The following is a 21707-nucleotide window of genomic DNA, read 5'->3' on the forward strand; positions in this document are numbered from 1 at the left end:
TTTCCGTTACCCGTTCACCCCCAAAAACGTTTCCAAGTTCCCCTGTTCCAGAATCACCCGAACCAATCCGTCCCGGTCAAATTCTCCTTCGGCATAAGGGATGTAATTGCCGAAATAACGGAGCAGAACCGCCCGCAATTCGCCTTCCGGGCTGAAGTCACCCCAAACTTGCTGAAAATCCCGATCAAAGCCAAAGTTGATGATATCACCGATCATGAACAGATTAAGAGAGCTTTGTTTACGGAGAAACCGCAAAACCGGCTCCCGATCCTCTTCCTTCAGTTGACGAATGGTCATCCATCATTCTTCCCTTACGACGGAGTTTTATTTGATCTATTATACAATAAAACAGCCCCGGAAGAAGCCCGGGGCTGTCGACAGAATCTCATCGGTTCATGGTTATTCCAAAGTGGATTACTGCTGTTTAGCCGGTTTGGCATTTCGACCTTTCTTGGGACGGGGTCTTTCCTTTCTCAAGTCTTTATAAAGGGAGATTCCCATACCGATTAGAACGAATATAAAGGGGAAGGCCGCGATAATCGACGCCGTCTGTAGCCCTGTCAATCCTCCGGAGGCCAGCAGAACAGCCGCGGCACCCGCCTGAATAACCCCCCAGGTCAGTTTTACGCTCTGAGACGGATTCAAGCTGCCGTTGGTGGTCTGCATACCCAGCACAAAAGTGGCAGAATCAGCGGAAGTGATGAAGAAAGTGCTGATCAGCAGAATGGCGATCACAGATATGACAGAGCCCAAGGGGAACCCTTCCAAGAGTTTGAACAAAGCAATTTCTGTTCCCTGTTCGTTCATCAGATCCACAATTCCGGCCCCTTGGAACATTTCGGCGTACAGTCCACCGCCGCCCAATACAGCAAACCAGAGAGCGCTGAAGATGGTCGGAACCGCCAAAACACCGATCACGAATTCCCGGATCGTACGGCCCCGCGAAACCCGGGCGATGAAGGTCCCTACAAAGGGTGCCCAGGCAATCCACCAAGCCCAGTAGAAAATCGTCCAGCTCTGTTTCCACTCCGCTTGCTGTGTATCATTGAAGGGGGAAACTTGCAGACTCATGTGCGGCAGTTCCTGGAGGTAGTTTCCAATCGTTGTTGTGAAGAAGTTCAACATGAATTGGGTCGGTCCCGCGAAGAGCACAAACAACATCAGTAAAGTAGCCAGGATAATATTCATGTTGCTAAGATACTTAATGCCTTTATTGAGGCCGGACCAAGCCGATATCATAAACAAGACTGTTACAACGGCAATAATGATCAACTGGGTGGTCAGAGTATTTTCGATCCCGTCGGACAAAAAGGACAGGCCGCCGGAAATTTGAGCGGCTCCGAGACCAAGGGAGGTCGCCACGCCGAAGACAGTGGCGAATACGGCAAGAATGTCGATCGTCTTACCGATCGGTCCTTTCACCTTGTCCCCGAGCAAGGGATAAAAGGTGGCACTGATCAAACCCGGTGCATCCTTGCGGAATTTAAAGTAGGCCAGTCCCAAAGCGATTAAGGTGTAGATCCCCCAGGGATGAAGTCCCCAGTGGAATAGAGAATACTTCATCGCGTTGGCTGCGGCTTCCCGGGTTCCTCCTTCTCCCGTCGGAGGTGAGGAAAAATGGGACAGGGGTTCTGCTACTCCCCAAAACACCAGCCCAATCCCCATACCGGCACTGAACAGCATGGCAAACCAAGTTAAGTAACTGTACTCCGGTCTTTCCTCATCCTTTCCCAGCCGGACGCTCCCCGCTCGGGAGAAGACTAGGAAAATCACGAAGATCAGAAAGGCCGACGCGGCCAACAGGTAAAACCAACCGAAACTGGTCTGTAGGAAATCCTGAATATTTCCTGTCACCCCAGCGACGCTTTCCGGGGAAATGGCCCCCCACAGAATAAACAGAAAAGCAATGAAGACGGATGTACTGAAAACAGTTTTTGATACTTTTTTCACATTAACCCACCTTTGACTATTCCATCACACTTCTTTTCAAGGCATATTATTGTATACCCTAATTTCTGGGGAAGAAACACAATCAGGATCGAATAATCATTTTATACCGATATTGTGCCTTTCTCCCCAGACAATATAACAGCATACAATGGTTTCTCCCTTCGTCCAAGAAAAAAGCCCATCCGCAACGGGATGAGCTATTTTTCATTGTTACGGCCGGCTGAATGGATCCCGTGAAAAATGCAACCCGCAAAAAGGGTATGAATCCTTTATAGTATATGCCAGGATGGGCCGCCGTTTCAAAACCGCTCACACTGTTTCCTCGGGAATGAGATGTTTATAAGGACGAATCGAGGAAATTAAAATGGTTTTTCAGAGACTTTTATTCACCTTTTTGCGTTTTTCCAGCGCAGACACCAAGTTGTGCGCCACTCGCCAGATATCTCCGGCTCCCATGGTTATTACCAGATCCCCCGGCTGGATGCGGTCGATCAGATAATTCTCCACATCTTCCTTGGTATCGCAAAAGTACGTATGAGGATTACAATTAGCCCGGGTCATTTCCGCCAGCCTTTCCGAAGTCACTCCCTCAATCGGTGCTTCTCCCGGCGGAGAGTAGATACTGGTAATCACCAGTTCATCCACTTCCCCGAATGACCGGCTAAATTCCTCCATCAAAAGGTGAGTTCGGGAGTAACGCTGAGGCTGAAAAACGGCAACGATTCTTCGTTCCATCGCTTTTAGACCGTTGATGGTGGTTCGGATCTCCGTCGGGTGGTGGGCATAGTCGTCCACGACAAGAATGTCATCCACCTCGCCGATGACTTGGAACCGGCGCTTGGCCCCCTGAAACCGATACAATCCCCTGGCCGCCTGCTCAAAGTCGAGACCCGACTCCAGACAGACAATCAGAGTGGCCAGAGCGTTGGCTACATTGTGTCGTCCCGGAACACAGATCGTTACCTCACCCAGGATGTCCTCTCCCCGTTGAACATCAAAATGAACCCGGTTCAACTGTTGTCGGATGTTGACGGCATTGTAATCCGCCTTCCGATCCAGGGCATAAGTAATTACCCGAGCTTCAGTCTCAGAAGCGATTTCCCGCAGGTAGGCATCATCCCACCCCAGTACAGCGACTCCATCATCCTTCACTTGGCGCAAAAACTGTCGGTAAGCTTTTTTCAGGTTGTCAAATTCTCCGTCATAATTCTCCAAGTGATCGGGTTCAATATTGGTAACAACCGCCATATGGGGATGATATTCCAGAAACGTCCCGTCACTTTCATCCGCCTCCGCCACCACGTAATCACTCTGTCCGGCCTTGGCATTGCTTCCCAGACCGACCACTTCACCTCCGATCACATAGGTGGGATCGACACCGCTCTCTTCCATCGTCTGGGCGATCATCGAGGACGTGGTTGTCTTTCCGTGAGCACCCGCCACAGCAATCCCCTTTTTATGGTTCAGAAGCACCGCCAACATCTGTGAGCGATGCAAGACGGGAATCCCTTCTCGTCTCGCTTCTTCCAGCTCCACATTACTCTCAGGAATGCTCGAAGAATAAACCACCCGATCGGCACCATGGACGAGAGAAGAGTCGTGACCCCGATGAATCTCGGCCCCTCTGTCGGCCAACCCCTCCGTCAGTTTGTTGGACGCTACATCGGAGCCTGTCACTCGGTACCCCATCTCCAGCAGTACGCGGGCAATCGCACTCATCCCATACCCGCCGATTCCGATAAAATGCACATGTTCCTGTTGATTCAACCCACTCACCCACCTTCGTTTCTATTCTACGTACATAGGCTTTGACGAAGTTCCGAAACCAGAAACAGCGTACCCGTCACCAGGATCAGGTCGTTTTCACCCGCCCAGCGTGTCAGCGCCTCCAATCCCTCGCGAGAGGAACCATACGCCTCTACTTTGGCTTCCGGTTGAAAAAAACGAACCTGCTCCCCCAATTTTTCAGCGGGCATCGCCCGGGGATGCTCCGGCTGAGTCGCCACTACCCGGTCCGCCAGCGGCAGCAGCGGAGAGAGAATCCCTTGGACATCCTTATCTTCCAAAACGCCGATCAACAGATGCAAGGAGTCGTATGTATAGGAAGAAAGGGCGCGGGCCAGCGCACAGGCCGCTTCAGGATTATGGGCACCGTCCAGCAAAATCTGCGGCTGCTTCGACACTCTCTCCAAGCGGCCCGGCCACTCAGTCCGTTCCATTCCCCGCAGGATATCCTCATCATCCAACACCGTCGCATAATATTGTCTGAGCACTTCCAGTGTCATTAACGCGGCGGTTCCGTTCGTCACCTGATGAGATCCCGCCAGCGGAATCGTCACCGGTTCGATATCCCGAAAAGGACCGCTGAACCGGAAATACGCCCCTTCCTTCTCTCCGGGAAGTTCCTGTCCGTAAAAATCCCGGTCGATCCGGTAGAAACGGCTGTTGTTCTCTTCTGCTTTCTCCTTTAACACTTGCGCCGCCGCTTCCTCCCGGCAAGTGGTTAGCACCGGAACGCCCGGTTTGATAATACCCGCCTTTTCGGCGGCGATCTCGGACAGACTTTCACCCAACAGGTTCATATGGTCGTGTCCGATACTGGTAATGACAGAAACCAGGGGGTAAACCACATTGGTGGAATCCAGGCGGCCGCCCAGGCCCGTTTCCCACACGACAAACCACGGCAGGGCTTCCCGGGCAAAATAATTGATCGCCACCAGGGTCCAGAATTCAAAAGGTGTCGGCCGTTCCATTCCCTCTTCCGCCAGCTTCTCGACAACGGCAGCCACTTGTCCCGCCCAGTGATTAAACGCCTCTTCTCCGATCGGTTCGCCATCCATTGAAATGCGTTCGCTCCAATGGTTGATATAAGGGGATGTGAACATGCCGGTGGGATAGCCGGCCTCGTTCAACACGGAAGCGATCATTGCCGCTGTCGAACCTTTCCCATTGGTTCCGGCAATATGAATATATTTCAGTCGCCTCTCGGGACGACCCATCCGTTCCAGCACCTCTTCCATACGCTCCAGACCGGGCCGGATCCCCGTCTCACATCCTTGTTCCATCCACTGAAACACGTCCTCCGACGAGGTAAAATCGATTTCCTCCGTCATCTGTCTCGCCCCCTTTGGACCCATCCGTTTTTTCTTCGCAAAGAGAGCCGGGCGACCATCCGCCCGGTGATCCTCATCCTTGTTCTTGAAGAAGGTGAATCTGGATCATCAACGATCCTGCCCTTGCAACTCTTTCAGCCGGTTTTTCACTTTGTCCCGTTTTTGCCGGTACTCTGCTCCCTTTTGTTTCTCCTCCTCCACAATATGAGCGGGTGCTTTAGAAACGAAACCCCGGTTGGCCAGTTTTTTCTCAACCCGTTCCACTTCCTTGTCCAACTTTTTCAATTCGTCTTGTAAACGGGTGATCGTTTGGCCGATATCGATTAAACCTTCCAGGGGAATGAAAATCTCTGCGCCTGTGACAACAGCGGTTGTGGCCTTATCCGGCCGCGCCAAATCACTTCCCGCTTGAAAGCGGTCCGCTCCGCAAAGCCGCCGAATCGCCGACTCATTGTTTCGATAGGCGGATAAAACGCTCCCGTCGGCACGGATGATCAGCTCCACCTGTTTTTTCGGGGAAATTTCCATCTCCGCCCGTATATTGCGGACGGCACGGATCGTCTCGATCAGGACCCGCATCTCCTGAACCGCTTGTGTCGCTTCAAAAGCGGGATTCTTCTGCGGCCATTGCGACACCGTGATACTCTCCCCGTCGACGGGCAGGTGCTGCCAAATCTCTTCCGTGATATAGGGCATGAACGGATGCAGCAAACGGAGAGACTGATCCAGAACGTAAACCAGAACGGAACGGGTCACTCGCTTGGCTTCTTCGTCTTCTCCGTACAAGGGCCGTTTGGCAAATTCAATATACCAGTCGCACAATTCATCCCAGATAAAGCGATACAACGCCTGTCCCGCTTCGCCAAAGTCGTAGCGATTCAGGCTTTCGGTAACCGTCTCCACGGTTTCGTTCAGCCGGTGTAAAATCCAACGATCCGCTGTTGACAAAGGCGCTTCCAAAGAGAGAGTTTCCGCCCCGGTCTCCTCCAAATGCATCAAAGCGAACCGGGAGGCATTCCAGATTTTATTTGCGAAATGGCGGGCGGCTTCCACACGCTCCCAGCGAAAACGCTGATCGTTGCCCGGAGTGTATCCGGTGGACAGCATAAACCGCATCGCATCGGCACCGTACTGATCAATCACTTCCATCGGATCGACCCCGTTGCCCAGGGATTTCGACATCTTCCGCCCCTCGGCGTCACGGACCAGACCGGTGATCAATACATCCCGGAAGGGCTTTTCGCCGGTAAACTCCAGAGCGGTGAAAATCATCCGGGCCACCCAGAAGTAAATGATATCATATCCGGTCACCAATACGTCCGTCGGATAGTATCGATCCAGATCGTTCGTTTTCTGAGGCCAACCCAGGGTAGAAAAGGGCCACAGACCCGAGCTGAACCAGGTATCCAGCACATCTTCATCCTGCTTCAGCTTCCCGCCGCCGCAACGGGGACAAGATTCAGGATCCTCTATCCGAACAATGGTCTCGCCGCAATCGGCACAATACCACGCCGGAATTCGATGACCCCACCATAACTGTCGGGAAATACACCAATCCCGCACATTTTCAATCCAATGCAGATAGATTTTTTCGAACCGCTCGGGAACAAACCGAACCCCTTCGCCGGATTTGGTATCGCGGATCGCCTGTTTCGCCAGGGGCTTCATCGCGACAAACCACTGAGTGGAAAGGTAAGGTTCCACCACCGCCCCGGAGCGCTCGCTGTGACCGACGGAATGAACGTGCTCTTCAATCTCCGTCAACACACCGGCATCTTGGAGGTCCTTAACGATCTTCTCACGGCATTCAAAACGGTCCAACCCCCGGTAAGGGCCGGCATTCTCGTTCATCGTTCCCGTCTCATCCATCACCAGTACCTGAGGCAAGTCATGACGGCCTCCGATTTCAAAATCATTGGGATCGTGAGCCGGTGTGATTTTGACGGCACCGCTTCCAAATTCGGGATCCACGTGCTCATCGGCAACGATGGGAATCTCCCGACCAACAACGGGTAGAACAACGGATTGACCCACCAATCCCTTGTACCGATCGTCATCGGGATGAACAGCGACACCGGTGTCCCCCAACATGGTTTCCGGTCGGGTAGTGGCTACACGGATGAAACCCGAACCGTCCTTCAAAGGATAATTCATGTGATAAAGGTGTCCCTGCACTTCCTTGTGGATCACTTCAATATCCGAAAGAGCCGTACGGGCCGCTGGATCCCAGTTGATAATATACTGTCCGCGATAAATCAGCCCTTTTTCATAAAGGGTGACGAACACTTTTCGCACGGCCCGGGATAAGCCTTCGTCCATCGTAAACCGCTCCCGGGAGTAGTCCAGCGAAAGCCCCATTTTGTACCATTGTTCGCGAATAATCTGGGCATAGTGCTCTTTCCACTCCCACACCTTTTCCAGAAACTTTTCCCGCCCCAGATCGTGGCGACTGATTCCCTCCTCTCTGAGTCGGGCCTCCACTTTGGACTGGGTGGCGATTCCAGCGTGATCCATCCCCGACATCCACAGGGTGTCATAGCCCTCCATCCGCTTCCAACGGATCAGGATATCCTGCAATGTCATATTCAAAGCGTGGCCGATGTGCAAATTTCCCGTCACATTAGGCGGTGGAATCACAATCGAAAAAGGCTCTTTCTCCTCGCTTCCCTCTTTGCCAGCCTGGAAAAATCCACCTTTAAACCAAAATTCATACCATTTTTGTTCTGCCTGTTTCGGATCATACGCCTTCGGCATGGTCGATCTCCCTTGTTCAACCATTTGCGCCCTCCTTTAAAAAGAATAAAAAAAACTCCCTCGTCTCAAAGGACGGACAGGAGTTCCGCGGTACCACCTTTTATTCATCGGAATAACATTCGATGCTCTCATTCCCGTTAACGTGTGGGACCGGACCGCCCTACTCACCCTTTCAGGCGGACAGCTCCGGGGTGACGTTCGAACGGTTTCACCTGGAAGCCTTCCAGCCAAGGGCTTCCTCTCTTTAAAGGCTGACGCCGCCTACTTTCCCCTTCATCGCTTTTTTCGAACATATCCATTGTTGTTTTATTTTATAACGCCAAAGCTGCCGAGTCAAACCGGCACCTGTCCAATCACTAAAAAGCGGAGGAACCTCTTTTTCGTTCCCCCGCCGATGAAAAGAAAAAAATTACCGTACCATTCCAAAGGCTTGTTGAACACTTTCCCACATCAGTTGCGGATTTGCCAAAAAGGCCAATAACAACACGGTACACAACAGCATCACGCTGAGAATGAGGATGATCAATAAGCCGCGGTACATACTCCTCATCGTCGATTTGACGACGCTCACGCGAAGCCCCCCTTATCCTGCAGTCTCTTGTACTATTTTGCTCTTTTCCCTTCAGCTTGTCCACCTTTTTTCGTTTTCCTCCTCCGCTCTTCGCAATAACCCGTCAAAAGAACCGGACAAAGGTTCCTCTCACAGGGGAAAAACAAACTTCCGGCAAAGGATCGTATTTTTCCCCCGTGCATATCATTTGGTTAAGGGAAAAATCAACAACCGGTAGAACGTATCGAAGAAGGTGAAAGCGATGGACCTGTTTCAAGCTCTTTTTCTGTCCTCCACCCTTTTTCTGTCGTTGAAGGGCCTGAAAAATTGGTTACAACAGCACCATGTCCGTAAATAAAAAAACACCGGTGATACCGGTGCAGAATGGTGACAAAGGGCATTTGTCCCTGATGAATCATTTTTCAGGAGAATCAATCGATCGCCGCCGATATCGGTGCTTTTGTTTCCCGCTCTTTACCTCGATGCGGAATCGACACCACGGACGCCGGCAGGCTCCAGAGACTTTCCATTTTTGTCGGGCGGCAACTTTTTTTGCCACAGACGCAATACCCAATCCTGAAACAGATGAAGACGATCCATCTCCTCTTCCAACCGACGCAGAAAAGCCGCTTCTTCCCCCTGATGACCTTCATAGTATCGGCGGATAAGGTGGAAAGGACGTTCCGGATAAGCCAGATAAAGGGCCAATAATCTTTTTTCTTTCCCCGTCAGAGGCCACTCCGATTCATACTCTTTTAATAAAGCGGCCGGATCAACCACTTCCTCTTCTTCCAATGAAAGAAACCGGCGCATAAACGAAGCGATGTCCAGAACCGGACTGTCCAGAACAGCGTGATCAAAGTCGATCCATTTCCAGCCGTCCTCACCAACCAAGAGATTCCGGGGATCCAAGCGTCCGTGTACCAGTGTGTAACGGGGAGGGCGCCCCTGCTCTCGATTTACAAATTTGTCCATCCCCTGAATCGCGAATGAGAAAGCCTTATCAATAAAAGACACATGGCCCTTCAAGGCCCGATCGAAAGGGGACGGGAATTCCCGATTCAAAGCGACCTCCCGGTATTGAAACACGTCCTTCTGGTGCTCTTTCCATCGGTCAATCAACGTTGTGTCCACCTGTCGGCGAAATTCCGAACTATCCTCCGTTGCGGTGTGACAGAGACGATGAAGGCGGGCCAACTGGCGGATCAGTTCGTCGATCGCCACCTTCCCATTCCAACCGGCTTTTCCATACCAGGGAAGCGCATACCACACTCCATCCCCCTGTTGGACATAAGCTTTTCCGGATTGGGTCTTTACCCAGGGAAGCAAGTGTTCATATCCTGCATCCAACAACCGACGGGTCACCTGTTCCAAAAAAGCGAGTTTCTCGGGGGAAGCGACTGATTTTTTCAAAGCGTAGACTTGGTTACGGTCAACGACGCGCAACGCACCGCGGACATAGCGAACTTGACGAGGAGACCAGCCGTACTGTTCAAATACCTGGGCCAGGACGGGACCATCTCGGTTCGGGTCCAGTTTCAACGGGCTTCTCCCCTTTCTCAATTCCCCGGCTACTCTCCCTTCTTTCGGGGCATTATTCATTGGCCGCAGGGAGATAGACGATTTGCCCCTCCTCCAGGGCGGCGGATTCCAACCGGTTCATCTGCATGATTTTACTGGCGGCCACATTGTAACGATCGGCGATGGTGTCGAGGGAATCTTCCTTGTGGACAATCACCATTCTCATTTTGACGAATTCATCTTTATCATCTTTTAACATCCATCGGGCCCATTCCAGACCTGTTCCCGAACCCGACTCTTGCTCCTCTTCTTCAGTTTCTTTCGCCTCTTCCATATCTTGCTCACTTCCGCTCGGTGCCGACTCCTCTTTGTCATCATCACGGTCACCGGCGGTTTCCTCTGGTTTCAAGTCCTCGGCCCCGAACTCTCTTTTCTCATCTTCACCGAAGTCCTGAGAACCAAACTCGTTGGAGTCGGGTGGACGGAGAAATTGATCGGATAAGTTCAGGTTTTCCCGGTCTCGACCGATCCGGGGATGAAGGCCCAGCTTCACTGTGTCCGAAGGAGAAGGGACCTTTGGTTCTTCCGCCCGATCGTGATCTTCCTCTGCACCATCTTCATCGTTGTCTTCCTCTGTATCCTCCTCACGGGGTGAGGCACCTTCATCAGCAATGGGCTCCTTTTTCGCCTGCTCTTCCACTCTTTTCTCTGTCTCTTTCACCGCTTGCGTCTCTTCCGAAAGTTCTTCCTCCTCCTCTTCCGGTTCGTTAATCGGATATTCTTGCGTATCTGCAAGTCCTTCCTCGTTGTCATCATTTTCCGGGTCATAACGGGCCACATGAATATATTCGTATTCGTTTTCTTCCGGTTCAAGAATGCCTTCAGCGGAACCTTCCTCTGCTTGTTTTTCTTCCTCTCTTTGGCTCACTTCGGGTACACTGAAGGTCGGGGACTTTCTTCGATCAATCACTTCGTAGGACGGGTCCGACTCTTCTGGTTGCTTCTCCTGCAGTAAACCATCAATGGTTAAAACCGCTTCAATCTGTAGTTCAAAGGGTGACAACACTTTATAATCGAAGGATTCGATCTCTGAAGCGATGTGCTCCATATCCGCCCGATCCGCCGGTAGTGTGATCTCCACGGGGATCACATAAGCGATTTCTTCCTGTTTCTCCTCCGGTTGAAACCCTCCTTTCCCTGTCTCCTCTTTTTTCTCCGCAGACTTGAAATCGGAATCTTCTTCAGCAAGATAGGTTCCGTTCAACCTCAGATAACCCTGGATTTTCAAGTGTGTTTTCTGATCTTCGATTTCCACATCCGGATATAGATCCAATTCCAGGAGGGTGCCGATCCCCGATTGTTGGGGATGGAGCCGGACCTTTTCCAAGATGTCGAACCGAAGTTGGTTGTAGTTGCTCTCCGTCAAAACAATCCCCCCTCAAAACAAGATTAGCGAAAGAACCCGAAAATCTCTCCCGCTGAACGGACGATCCACCAGAAGAAGAAAACTTCGCACCTCTGCAAAATGCCGGAATTTCGTGTTTTCCGGGTACGGATGCCGCCGAAACAGCGAAAGTTTTGGGTTTACAGCTGTACGCGATGACTGACAAGGGGGAGCTCCCCGTGTCAACATAGGGTCAACAGTCTGGTACTGTAAATATATGCGGGGAATGGACGGATATAACCCCTGTCCGTCAAGGCCCCGTCCGCCCCCTGGCATGTAAAAAAAGCCGATTCCCGACCTTATCGGGAATCGGCGGTCACTCAGGATCACAGTTTGCGCAAAGCGGTCCGGCTGGCTTCGATCGTCCGTTCGATATCCTCGGGTGTATGGGCTTTGGATACAAACATTCCCTCAAACTGAGACGGGGGAAGGGAAATACCCTGGTTCATCATCTCTTTGAAATAACGGGCAAACCGTTCGGTATCCGATTTTTTGGCTTGCTCGTAGCTGACCACTTTTTCTCCGGTAAAGAAGAGACAGACCATCGAACCGACACGGTTGATGTGGGAAGGAATTCCGACTTCGTCGGCATTTTGCCGCAACCCCTCTTCCAGGCGGACCGCCCGCTGTTCCAATTGCTCGTAAGATCCGGGCTTTTTCATCTCCCGGAGGGTCGCGTAACCGGCAGCCATCGCCAGCGGATTGCCGGACAGTGTACCCGCTTGATACACAGGCCCGACAGGAGCCACCAGATCCATGATCTCTTGCCGTCCACCATAGGCCCCTACCGGCAACCCGCCTCCGATGACTTTACCCAGCGTCGTCAGGTCAGGAGAGACGTCGTACAAACCTTGGGCACAATGATAATCCACACGGAATCCGGTCATCACTTCATCAAAAATCAACAGGGACCCGTAATCGGAAGTCAACTGGCGCAAACCTTCCAGAAAACCGGCTTCCGGCGGAACGACCCCCATGTTTCCGGCGACGGGTTCCACGATCACCGCCGCGATATCGTGGCCGAACTTTTGAAAGGCAAGCCGGGCACTGTCCATATCGTTGTAGGGGACGGTCAAAGTATGTTGACCCGTGTTCTCCGGCACGCCGGGACTATCGGGAAGTCCGAGAGTGGCCACACCGGACCCCGCTTTGATCAACAGGCTGTCGGAGTGACCATGGTAGCAACCTTCAAACTTCAGGATTTTGTTGCGTTTGGTATAGGCTCGGGCCAGGCGAAGTGCGCTCATCGTCGCCTCTGTACCGGAATTGACCATCCGAACGCTGTCCATGGCCGGAATCGCCTCTGTCACCAAACGGGCCAGATCCGTCTCAATCGTAGTCGGCGCACCAAAACTGGTCCCTCGCTCCGCGGTGGATTGTACCTCTTGAACCACGTCGGGATGAGCATGCCCTAGAATGAGGGGCCCCCAGGAGCAGATGTAGTCAATATATTCGTTCCCGTCTGCATCATATACTCTGGAACCTTCCCCCCGCTCAATGTATACAGGCGACATGTCCACACTCTTAAAGGCGCGGACCGGGCTGTTCACCCCGCCCGGAATCACCTTCTGCGCTTCTTCAAAATACGATGCCGACCGTTCATAGCTGCGTTCCACAAAAGATCACTCCTTATCGTTTGGATCTCTCCCGTACGGATTTACAAGGCCTCATAACCGTTTAGAGCATTGATTCCCTCGATGGTAACGTGAGAGTGAGGACCGACAGCAACAGCGCTGATAAAAGCCTCCCCTTCCAACGATTTTCCACCGGGGGTCTCCATATACAAAGAAACCCGTTTTTCTCCATAATAGAAACAGCTATCCAAAAAATTGGCGCTGTCGATATCCAGTCCTTGAATTTTTACCGACCAGCTTTTCAGATTATAAGGACCCGGTGCATCCAAAATGAGAAACGCTTCCTCAAACAGCACATCCACCCGTTTGGTTTGGGTGTCCGCTCGGACCCGGTGAAGCGGGTATGACTCGGGCACGTTTTTCCTCCCCTTCCAACTTTCAGTTCATTTTACACCTCTGTTGTAACGCCAGCCCGCAACTCCATCCGGCAACGGGCCGCTCTATGCCCTTCCCACGATTCCATGGTAAGGGAGGGAAGCCATTCCCACAAGAGTCTGTTGAAAATACCACAGAGCAGGCGTGTTGATGAACCACGTTTTAGAGGGAGATCGTGTTCTACTACGCTCCGGTTGTATCCAAAGGGCACAAGTCGCGCCTAGGGTCGGCTTCGCTCCCGGTCTCGCTATGGCAGAACACGATGCCCCCTACTTACACCTCATTGTTTGGTTAATCGACAGTTCTGGCCATGAAGGAAGGGACACCGAACGAGTGTCCCTTCCTTCATACGGTCATCGCTTCTCGGACTCCTCCGGCAGGAAGGGCCCATCAACCCGACAGGCAGTTTCTTAACCTTCCCTCAACCAGCGGGCAGCCTCTTTGGCATGGTAAGTGAGGATCAATTCCGCTCCCGCTCGCTTCAGGCCGGTCAACATTTCCAGCACCACCGCCTGTTCGTCGATCCAGCCTTGCTGAGCGGCGGCCTTTATCATGGAATACTCCCCGCTCACATTGTAGGCGCAAACCGGTATATCAAAACGCTCTTTTAAACGGCGGATGATATCCATATAGGCCATCCCCGGCTTCACCATCAGCATATCGGCTCCTTCAGCAATGTCCGATTCAGCTTCCCGAAGAGCTTCTCTGGCATTGGCCGGGTCCATCTGGTAAGTGCGCCTGTCGCCGAATTGAGGAGTGGAATGAGCCGCGTCGCGGAAGGGACCGTAGAAAGCGGAAGCGTACTTGACAGCATAAGACAGGATCGGCGTCTGGACGAAGCCCGCTTCATCCAGACCTTCCCGGATCGCAGTGACAAAACCGTCCATCATATTGGAAGGTGCGATCATATCCGCCCCGGCCTGCGCCTGGGATACGGCAGTCTTGGTAAGAATCCGCAGGGATTCGTCGTTGACGATCTCCCCGTCCTCCGCCACTCCACAATGGCCGTGGTCCGTATATTGACAAAGGCAGGTATCCGCCATGACATAGAGAGATGGGTGCCTTTCCTTCACATATCGGATCGCCTGCTGGACAATCCCGTCATCGGCATAAGCAGATGTTCCACAGGCATCCTTGCTCTCCGGGACGCCGAAGAGAATCACCGAAGGAATGCCCAGTTCCACCACCTCATCCAACTCGTCATCGATCTGGTCCAGCGAGTAGTGAAAAACTCCGGGCATCGAAGGAACCTCGCGCCGAATCCCGGTTCCCTCTACCACAAATAAAGGATAAATGAAGTCATCCGGGGACAATTGATGTTCCCTAACCATGCGGCGAATCGCCTCTCCGGAACGAAGGCGACGATGCCTGTCAAAGGAACGCATGGTCGATCCCTCCTCGATGGGTTTTCAAATTTGGGGCAAGCGCAAGACAGCCTCTATCAGGCCGTCGATGGTATAACAGTCCGCCGTCACATCCACGCGAAGCCCCAACTCCCGGGCCGTATCGGCGGTTACCGGACCAATGCAGGCGATTTGCGCCTGTCGCAACAGGTGTTGCCCCTCCGGTTCCACAGAGCGAATCGCTTCCACGAAGTTGCGAACCGTCGACGAACTAGTGAAGGTGAGTATGTCCAAACAACCTTGTCGCAACATCTCAACGAGCGTTCCCGCTTCCCGGGTATTGGGCAATGTATCGTAGGCATCAGCGTCGGTGACGTGACAGCCGCTTCGTTCCAATTCCAGCGCCAACCATTTTCGAGCGATATTGGCCCGAGGGAGGAGTATCCGCTCTCCCGGGCGAATACGGGAATGAAGCGCCTTCGCCAACGCCTCCGCCCGATATTCTCCGGGTAGCACATCCACTTGAATTCCTTTTTTTTCAAGGGTTTCGGCTGTTTTCGGTCCGATGGCGGCAATCCGCGCCCCGACCATCCGACGGATATCCAAATCCAACTCCCGCAAACGCTGAAAAAAGAAGTGGACCCCATTCGTACTGGTAAAAATCAGCCAATCATAAGTGTCCAAACGGTAAAGTGCTTGATCCAGAACCTTCTGTTTTTTGGGGGGAGCGATCCGAATTGCGGGAAACTCCACTACTCCTCCCCCGAGATTTCGGATCTTCCGGGCCATGCTTTCACTCTGGTTTTTCGCACGGGTGATCAGCACCTTCCGACCAGAGAGAGGCCCCCGATTTTCCTTGCCGGCACTCATGACTGAATCCCTTCCCGGACAGAGTCCAGCAATTCCCGAGCTCCCTGATCCATCAGATCGTTGGAGAGAAGACGGCCCAGCCGGACTCCTTCAGCCCCTTCGCTGCTCCCGGATAAAACCGGCTGACCGCCGGGATCCGCCACCAGACCGCGCAACTGGATCCGATCCCCTTTTACCGTGGCATAACCGGCGATGGGCAAATGGCATCCGCCTTCAAATGCATGAAGAAAGGTGCGCTCCGCTTGTACGGCCATCTCCGTTTCCCGATGGTTCATTCCTTGCAGAACTTCTAACATCTCATCATCATCCGCCCGGCATTGAACCGCCAATGCCCCTTGTCCGACTGCAGGGAGCATCACACGATCGGATATGATCTCGGTTACCCGATCCTGCCACCCCATTCGGGCGATGCCGGAAGCAGCCAATACAATCGCATCGAATTGCCCTTCCATCAGTTTTTTAAACCTTGTGTTGAGATTGCCTCGAACCGGCTTCACCCGCAGATCCGGCCGATAAGCCAAAATCTGAGCCTGACGGCGCAGGCTGCTGGTTCCGATCCACGCGTTCTCCGGCAACTCATTTAGCGTAGCGCCGGTACGGGAGATCAGGCAATCCCTCGGATCTTCCCGGAGGGTGACCGCTCCCATCGTTAAGCCTTCCGGCATTTCCCCGGGTAAATCCTTCATACTGTGAACTGCCAAATCGATCCGCCCGTCCAGAAGCGCCTGTTCGATCTCCTTGACAAACAGACCTTTTCCTCCCACTTTGGACAGAGTGACATTTAAAATCTGATCCCCTCGAGTCACGATTTTTTCCTGTTGCATCTCCCAAGAAGCGGGGATGTGTTCCTGGAGGGATTCCATCACCCACTCCGTCTGTGTCACCGCCAAATCGCTCCGTCTCGTTCCAATGATCACCGTGCGCATCAAAAGTCCTCCTCCGTGTCCAAAGGTTCGACTCCCTTTCTAAAATCCCACGGGAAGCCGACCCTACTCCCTGCTATAAAAAAGCCGTCCGCATTCAACGATGAACGGACGAATCAAAAATGCAACTGCCGGATCCTGACCGCGTTACAGCCAATGGTGGAAAGACAGCCCCGCATTGGAAATCAAATAATTGAGTAGCACCGTACTGAAAGAGAGGAGGCTCCACCAGGCCAAACGCCGCCCGTTCCACCCCTTAACCACACGTTGATACAAGTAGATGGAATAGGCGAGCAACACCAACAGTGACCCGAAGATCTTCGGATCATACCAAAAACCTCCGCCCACTTTTTGATAGGCCCAGATCAGGCCCAGGATCAACGCCAGGATCAAAAGCGGTACCCCGGACATATTCAGCCGATAGGAAAATTGCTGCAACCGTCCCAGGCTGGGTAGTCGACGCAGTGTTTGATTCCATTTTTTCCGCTTCAAAAGATGGTTGCCCACCAAGTAAAGGACGGCGAAAACCGCGGACAGAGAAAAAAGGGCATAAGCCAGAAAAGCCATGGTCACATGGATAAATACCAGTTCCGAAAGAAGGGGTTCCGCCATACGGGCGTTTTCCGCATCCGGAAGGACGAAAAAATGAACCGCCAAAACGGTAAAGCCCACCAGGTTCGCGGCGAAAACCACAAAATCCATGCGATAAAACCAGTTGATCACCAGAGTGAAGGTGACCAAGGCCCAGGAATAAAACAACAGGGAGTCAACCCCCGTCAACACTGGAAACAAGTCGTAGGCCCTCCAGATCAAGTAACCCGTCTGAAACAACCAAACAGCCACCAGAAGGGTGAGTGCCAACCGACGAGCACGCCCGTTGGCCTGCAGTAAATCGGAAAAGGCGCACAACAAACTGATGGCATATACATAAATGATGAAGTCAAAGAACCAATGCTCGGCGAACACATCGGCCTCCCCCTTCGTTTACGAACGGATGGAAACCTCGCCGGCGAAGGCCGGAGAGTTCAGACCCACTTGGAGAGTCTCTTTCACAGCCTCGTGTTTTTTTTGTTCCTCCGCTTCCCTCTTCTTTAACTGCTCCTCGAGAGCAAAGATTTGCACGAACATCTCCAACGCTTTATCCCGATCCGAGGTAGCGGCCATCTCTTTGACCCGAACCAGAGGGTCGCGGAGTAGTTGGTTGACGATACTCTTGGTGTGCTTGTTGAGAACCCGCCGCTCCCGTTCCGTCAAGTCGGGAAGTTTTCGTTCGATGCTCTTCATCGTTTCTTCCTGAATTCCGATCGCCTTTTCCCTCAGTGCCGTAATCAAAGGAACCACACCGAGCGTTTGCAGCCATTCCTGGAAGATATCAGTTTCCTCCCCGATCATGGCCTCCGCCTTTTCGGCTTCCTGACGCCGCAAATCGATATTGGCCTCGACAATCCCGTTCAGATCGTCGATATCAAAGAGGTAGATATTATCCATCCCGTGGATCTGTGGATCGATGTCCCGCGGAACGGCGATATCGATCATAAACAGAGGATATGTCCGCTTTTTCACCGCTTCTTCCACGATCTCCTTACCGATGACCGCTGTCTGCGAACCGGTGGAGCTGACCACGATATCCGCTTCCCCGATCGATTCGGCCAATCGGGAAAAGGGTCGGGCTTCTCCCTCGAACCGGTCCGCCACCTCCCGGGCTTTTTCCCAGGTTCGGTTGATGACGATCACGCGATCGACACCGGACTCGTAAAGGTGCTTCGCCGTCAACTCGCCGGTTTCACCAGCACCTAAAAGAAGGATTGTCTTGTCGGCAAAAGTGCTGAACATTTTTTTCCCCAATTCGACGGCCGCGTAGCTCACGGAAACAGCGTTTTGTCCGATCGCCGTCTCCGACTGCACACGCTTACCCAAGGTAACTGCCTGTTTAAACAGGTGGTTGAAAAGGGTTCCGGTCGTTTCTGCTTTCTGAGCCGCCGTAAAGGCTTGTTTCACCTGCCCCAGAATCTGAGTCTCGCCCAAGACCATCGAGTCCAGACCACACACGACGGAAAAGAGATGATGAACCGCCTCTTCATTCCATTTGTGATAAAGATGGTCAGTAAACTCCTCTTTCGGAATCCCGAACTCGTTTTCCAAAAAAGCTTTGGAATAATATTGGCCGGTATGGAGTTGATCCGTAACCGCGTACAACTCCGTCCGGTTGCAGGTGCTGACGATCACACATTCCAGGATGCTCTTCATTTGACGCAATCGGCGGAGGGATCGATCCAAACCGTCGGTGGAGAAAGTCATCCGCTCTCTCAGTTCCACCGGCGCCGTTTTATGGTTGAATCCTGTTAAAACAATATGCATAGACCCTCACTCCGAATCTACCGGTACCCATCAGAAATAGGTCCGGACATTCCAACTGCTTTTTTCGATTCGAGCACGCTTTTTCTAATCCTATCGGATCTCATGTATTCTTTTCCCATTATAGCACAGGGTATTCTCTCATGAAAAAAGGGTTGTGAACAGATTTTGAAGCCCCGCATACGATACATCAGCCCATTTTTGAAAAAGAAGGGAGATGGACCGATGAAAGTGGTCCGCAGGGGCTTTCTCCTCTTACTCATCCTCGGCTTCGCCTTCACTGCGGCAGCTTGCGGTTCCGATCCGACCGGTAAAAAAGAAACAAAAACCATTCACGTCGTCGAAGTGACGCGTTCCCTCTTCTACGCCCCCCAATACGTAGCCATCCATGAGGGTTTTTTCAAAGAAGAGGGGCTCCGTATCGACTTGAACAACGGATTCGGCGGGGATAAAACCATGGCCGCCCTTCTGTCCGGAGATGCCGATATGGTATTGGTGGGCACAGAAGCTGCCGTCTACGTCACCTCCCGAGGAGCTCAGGATCCTGTCGTCGGTTTTGCCCAGTTGACTCAGACCGACGGTTCCTTCCTTGTCTCTCGTCAACCGGTGAAGGATTTCCAGTGGAAAGATCTGAAGGGTAAGAAACTTCTCGGACAGCGCAAGGGTGGAATGCCGGAGATGGTAAGTGAATACGTTCAACGCCAAAACGGTCTGGAACCCCATAAGGATGTAAGCATTATCCAAAACGTTGACTATAAAAACCTGGGGTCCGCCTTTCTCTCCGGAACCGGCGATTATGCCCAACTCTTCGAGCCCGTCGCTTCCAAAATCGAACAGCAAGGCAAAGGAACGGTCGTCGCTTCCTTCGGAAAGGAAAGCGGAAAGCTTCCCTATACCGTATACCTTACCAAAGAAAGCTATTTGCAGAAAAACCCCGATCGGATCAAGCGCTATATTCGCGCCCTGCACAAAGCTCAACAATGGGTAGCATCCCACTCTCCGGAAGAAATCGCCGATTCTGTTCAGCCTTCTTTTCCCGACACGGACCGGGAAATCATCGTCAAGGTGCTGGAACGGTATCAATCCCAAAAATCCTGGGCGACAAATCCCATCATCAACCCCGGAGAGTACAACACCCTGCTGAAAGTCATGGATCAAGCCGGCGAGCTCCCTGAGAAGGTTACCTACGAAAAGGTGATCCGTACGGAATTGGCGGAGCAAGTGATGGCGGAGTCCGAATAATTCCGGACACCCGGAAGGGAGGGGTGAACCATGCAAACCACTTTTGCCATCGAAGTAGACCGGGTGTCAAAGACCTATCTGAGCAAACGGGATCAGGTGGAGGCCCTGAACCCGGTTTCTTTCCGGGTCCAATCCGGTGAGTTTGTCAGCCTTGTCGGTTCCAGCGGATGCGGGAAAAGTACTGTCTTATCCCTGATCGCGGGTCTCATCCCCGCTACCTCCGGGGAGATTCGTCTGTGGGGAGAACGGGTGACCCGTCCGCCCCGGGGGATCGGATACATGTTGCAACAGGACTGCCTCCTGGATTGGCGAACGGTGAAAAAAAACATTCTTCTCGGCCTGGAGTTTCAGGGTTTGAAAAACCGGAAAACAATCGCCCACGCCCGGTTCCTTCTTCGGGAGTTGGGCCTCGCCCACACCTCTGAGCAATACCCTTCCCAACTATCCGGGGGAATGCGGCAGCGGGTCGCCTTGGTCCGAACGCTGGCTCTTCAACCCGACATTCTCCTGTTGGATGAACCCTTCTCCGCTCTGGATTACCAGAACAAACTACACCTGGAAGAGCTTTTGATCAATGTCCTAAAAAAAAGGCGGATGACCGCCCTGCTGGTCACCCATGATTTGGAGGAGGCCCTGGCCTGCTCTGACCGAATTCTGATCATGGGCGGCCAACCCGGAGACATCCGCCGCTCATTGGAAGTACCCGAGGAACTGAGGAAAGCTAAACCGCTTCACGCCCGGGGACTTCCCTCCTTCCGACCCCTTTTCAATGAAATATGGAAGGAGATTGAAAAGCCATGAAATTCCTTATAAACCGTTGGTTAACCCGGAATGCCCAGTCGGAAATCCACGCCGATCATCTACGCCGGTTGCGAATCACCGACATCTGGGTAGGGCTCACTCGCACCGGAATTCTCCTCCTTTTTCTCCTCGGGTGGGAATGGAGTGCCAACGCCGGCTGGATCGATCCCTTTCTGTTCAGCAGCCCCAGCCGCATCTGGGAGCTGTTTTTACAGATGAGCGCCACTGGCGAACTCTACCGGGACATCGGAATTACCGTTTTGGAGACAGTGCTCGGGTTCATCCTCGGAACCGCCGGAGGAACGATGATCGCTACCCTGATCTGGGCTTCCCCATTCCTCTCCCGGGTGCTGGACCCCTACCTGGTCGTCCTGAACAGCATGCCCAAAGTGGCCCTCGGTCCCCTGTTCATCGTGACGACCGGAGCCGGATTCGGTTCCATTCTGGCTATGGGCGTCGCCATTACGATCATTATTACCACCTTAGTCATCCACTCCAGCTTTCAGAGCGTCGATCCGGATTACCTAAAGCTGGCCCGTTCCCTGGGAGCTTCTCGGCGACAACTGTTTTGCTCGATCATTTTCCCTTCCTGTATCCCGGATCTGATTGCCGCTCTCAAGGTGAACGTGGGCCTGGCCTGGGTCGGAGTGATTGTCGGTGAGTTTCTCGTCTCCAAGAACGGGCTGGGATATTTGATTATCTACGGGTTCCAAGTGTTCAATCTCACCCTTGTCCTCCTGAGCCTCGTCATCGTTGCTCTGTGTGCCACGGCTATGTACCAAATTGTCTCCTGGTTTGAACGACGACTCCTGCACCACCGTCACCTGTAGTC

General features: G+C 52.7%; 18 protein-coding genes and 1 other annotated feature. Of the genes, 3 read left to right on the top strand and 15 right to left on the bottom strand.

The features are described from left to right. Window positions 1–6: 6 nt before the first annotated feature. The 15 genes from CHM34_RS05305 to hemA all read right to left on the bottom strand — a co-directional run bounded on the left by CHM34_RS05305 (window position 7) and on the right by hemA (window position 18835). Window positions 7–297, bottom strand: coding sequence for a hypothetical protein (locus tag CHM34_RS05305; RefSeq protein WP_094263573.1), 291 nt, complete (start codon window positions 295–297; stop codon window positions 7–9). 117 nt (window positions 298–414) lie between these two features. Then, complete coding sequence (locus tag CHM34_RS05310; RefSeq protein WP_094263574.1) at window positions 415–1950, bottom strand: glycine betaine uptake BCCT transporter; 1536 nt, start codon at window positions 1948–1950, stop codon at window positions 415–417. A 372-nt stretch (window positions 1951–2322) separates the two neighbouring features. Further along, the gene (gene murC / locus CHM34_RS05315; RefSeq protein ID WP_094263575.1) at window positions 2323–3717 is read right to left on the bottom strand and encodes a UDP-N-acetylmuramate--L-alanine ligase; all 1395 of its coding nucleotides are present in this window, start codon (window positions 3715–3717) and stop codon (window positions 2323–2325) included. Between the two features lie 26 nt (window positions 3718–3743). Continuing rightward, window positions 3744–5063 (bottom strand): bifunctional folylpolyglutamate synthase/dihydrofolate synthase, encoded by a 1320-nt coding sequence (locus CHM34_RS05320; RefSeq protein WP_169713601.1) that lies wholly within the window; start codon window positions 5061–5063, stop codon window positions 3744–3746. Window positions 5064–5171: 108 nt separating this feature from the next. After that, a complete protein-coding gene (locus CHM34_RS05325; RefSeq protein WP_094263577.1) occupies window positions 5172–7841 on the bottom strand; it encodes a valine--tRNA ligase in 2670 nt (889 codons plus the stop codon). A gap of 41 nt (window positions 7842–7882) precedes the next feature. After that, window positions 7883–8103 (bottom strand) — a binding site (T-box leader). Window positions 8104–8226: 123 nt separating this feature from the next. Then, complete coding sequence (locus tag CHM34_RS19240; RefSeq protein WP_169713602.1) at window positions 8227–8388, bottom strand: hypothetical protein; 162 nt, start codon at window positions 8386–8388, stop codon at window positions 8227–8229. Window positions 8389–8841: 453 nt separating this feature from the next. Beyond that, window positions 8842–9909, bottom strand: coding sequence for a YutH/CotS family kinase-like spore coat protein (locus CHM34_RS05330; RefSeq protein WP_169713603.1), 1068 nt, complete (start codon window positions 9907–9909; stop codon window positions 8842–8844). Window positions 9910–9961: 52 nt separating this feature from the next. Next, window positions 9962–11314 (bottom strand): LysM peptidoglycan-binding domain-containing protein, encoded by a 1353-nt coding sequence (locus CHM34_RS05335; RefSeq protein ID WP_094263579.1) that lies wholly within the window; start codon window positions 11312–11314, stop codon window positions 9962–9964. A 344-nt stretch (window positions 11315–11658) separates the two neighbouring features. Beyond that, window positions 11659–12948, bottom strand: coding sequence for a glutamate-1-semialdehyde 2,1-aminomutase (hemL, locus tag CHM34_RS05340; protein WP_094263580.1), 1290 nt, complete (start codon window positions 12946–12948; stop codon window positions 11659–11661). Between the two features lie 41 nt (window positions 12949–12989). Further along, window positions 12990–13322, bottom strand: coding sequence for a hypothetical protein (locus CHM34_RS05345; protein WP_094263581.1), 333 nt, complete (start codon window positions 13320–13322; stop codon window positions 12990–12992). Window positions 13323–13751: 429 nt separating this feature from the next. Next, window positions 13752–14726 carry a porphobilinogen synthase gene (gene hemB / locus CHM34_RS05350; protein WP_094263582.1) on the bottom strand — a complete coding sequence of 325 codons (975 nt, stop codon included), beginning with the start codon at window positions 14724–14726 and terminating at the stop codon, window positions 13752–13754. A 24-nt stretch (window positions 14727–14750) separates the two neighbouring features. After that, entirely contained in the window at window positions 14751–15554 is an 804-nt protein-coding gene (locus CHM34_RS05355; RefSeq protein ID WP_094263583.1) for a uroporphyrinogen-III synthase, read from the bottom strand. After that, window positions 15551–16480 (bottom strand): hydroxymethylbilane synthase, encoded by a 930-nt coding sequence (hemC, locus tag CHM34_RS05360; protein ID WP_094263584.1) that lies wholly within the window; start codon window positions 16478–16480, stop codon window positions 15551–15553. Before hemC ends, CHM34_RS05355 begins: the two co-directional genes overlap by 4 nt. 144 nt (window positions 16481–16624) lie before the next feature. Beyond that, window positions 16625–17443 (bottom strand): cytochrome C assembly family protein, encoded by an 819-nt coding sequence (locus CHM34_RS05365; protein WP_094263585.1) that lies wholly within the window; start codon window positions 17441–17443, stop codon window positions 16625–16627. A gap of 18 nt (window positions 17444–17461) precedes the next feature. Next, entirely contained in the window at window positions 17462–18835 is a 1374-nt protein-coding gene (gene hemA, locus CHM34_RS05370; protein ID WP_094263586.1) for a glutamyl-tRNA reductase, read from the bottom strand. A 222-nt stretch (window positions 18836–19057) separates the two neighbouring features. On the opposite strand from hemA, the gene CHM34_RS05375 reads away from it, so the two are divergent. From CHM34_RS05375 to CHM34_RS05385, 3 genes are read left to right on the top strand one after another with little or no spacing between them, the layout of a single operon-like run. Continuing rightward, window positions 19058–20074 carry an ABC transporter substrate-binding protein gene (locus tag CHM34_RS05375; protein ID WP_094263587.1) on the top strand — a complete coding sequence of 339 codons (1017 nt, stop codon included), beginning with the start codon at window positions 19058–19060 and terminating at the stop codon, window positions 20072–20074. A 30-nt stretch (window positions 20075–20104) separates the two neighbouring features. Beyond that, window positions 20105–20875: an ABC transporter ATP-binding protein gene (locus tag CHM34_RS05380; RefSeq protein ID WP_094263588.1), complete on the top strand. Its 771-nt coding sequence runs from the start codon at window positions 20105–20107 to the stop codon at window positions 20873–20875. After that, window positions 20872–21705, top strand: a complete 834-nt coding sequence (locus CHM34_RS05385; protein WP_094263589.1) for an ABC transporter permease — start codon at window positions 20872–20874, stop codon at window positions 21703–21705. Before CHM34_RS05380 ends, CHM34_RS05385 begins: the two co-directional genes overlap by 4 nt. Window positions 21706–21707 lie beyond the last annotated feature (2 nt).

The sequence above is a fragment of the Paludifilum halophilum genome, assembly GCF_002245355.1.
GTDB classification, from domain to species: Bacteria; Bacillota; Bacilli; order Thermoactinomycetales; family DSM-45169; genus Paludifilum; species Paludifilum halophilum.

Bases quoted from the DNA above. Each gene is read 5' to 3' on its own strand.
- CHM34_RS05380 (WP_094263588.1), top strand. From the start codon at position 20,105: ATGCAAACCACTTTTGCCATCGAAGTAGACCGGGTGTCAAAGACCTAT.
- CHM34_RS05355 (WP_094263583.1), bottom strand. From the start codon at position 15,554: ATGAGTGCCGGCAAGGAAAATCGGGGGCCTCTCTCTGGTCGGAAGGTG.
- hemA (WP_094263586.1), bottom strand. From the start codon at position 18,835: ATGCATATTGTTTTAACAGGATTCAACCATAAAACGGCGCCGGTGGAA.
- hemC (WP_094263584.1), bottom strand. From the start codon at position 16,480: ATGCGCACGGTGATCATTGGAACGAGACGGAGCGATTTGGCGGTGACA.
- CHM34_RS05325 (WP_094263577.1), bottom strand. From the start codon at position 7,841: ATGGTTGAACAAGGGAGATCGACCATGCCGAAGGCGTATGATCCGAAA.
- CHM34_RS05375 (WP_094263587.1), top strand. From the start codon at position 19,058: ATGAAAGTGGTCCGCAGGGGCTTTCTCCTCTTACTCATCCTCGGCTTC.
- hemB (WP_094263582.1), bottom strand. From the start codon at position 14,726: ATGCGTTCCTTTGACAGGCATCGTCGCCTTCGTTCCGGAGAGGCGATT.
- CHM34_RS05385 (WP_094263589.1), top strand. From the start codon at position 20,872: ATGAAATTCCTTATAAACCGTTGGTTAACCCGGAATGCCCAGTCGGAA.
- CHM34_RS05305 (WP_094263573.1), bottom strand. From the start codon at position 297: ATGACCATTCGTCAACTGAAGGAAGAGGATCGGGAGCCGGTTTTGCGG.
- CHM34_RS05320 (WP_169713601.1), bottom strand. From the start codon at position 5,063: ATGACGGAGGAAATCGATTTTACCTCGTCGGAGGACGTGTTTCAGTGG.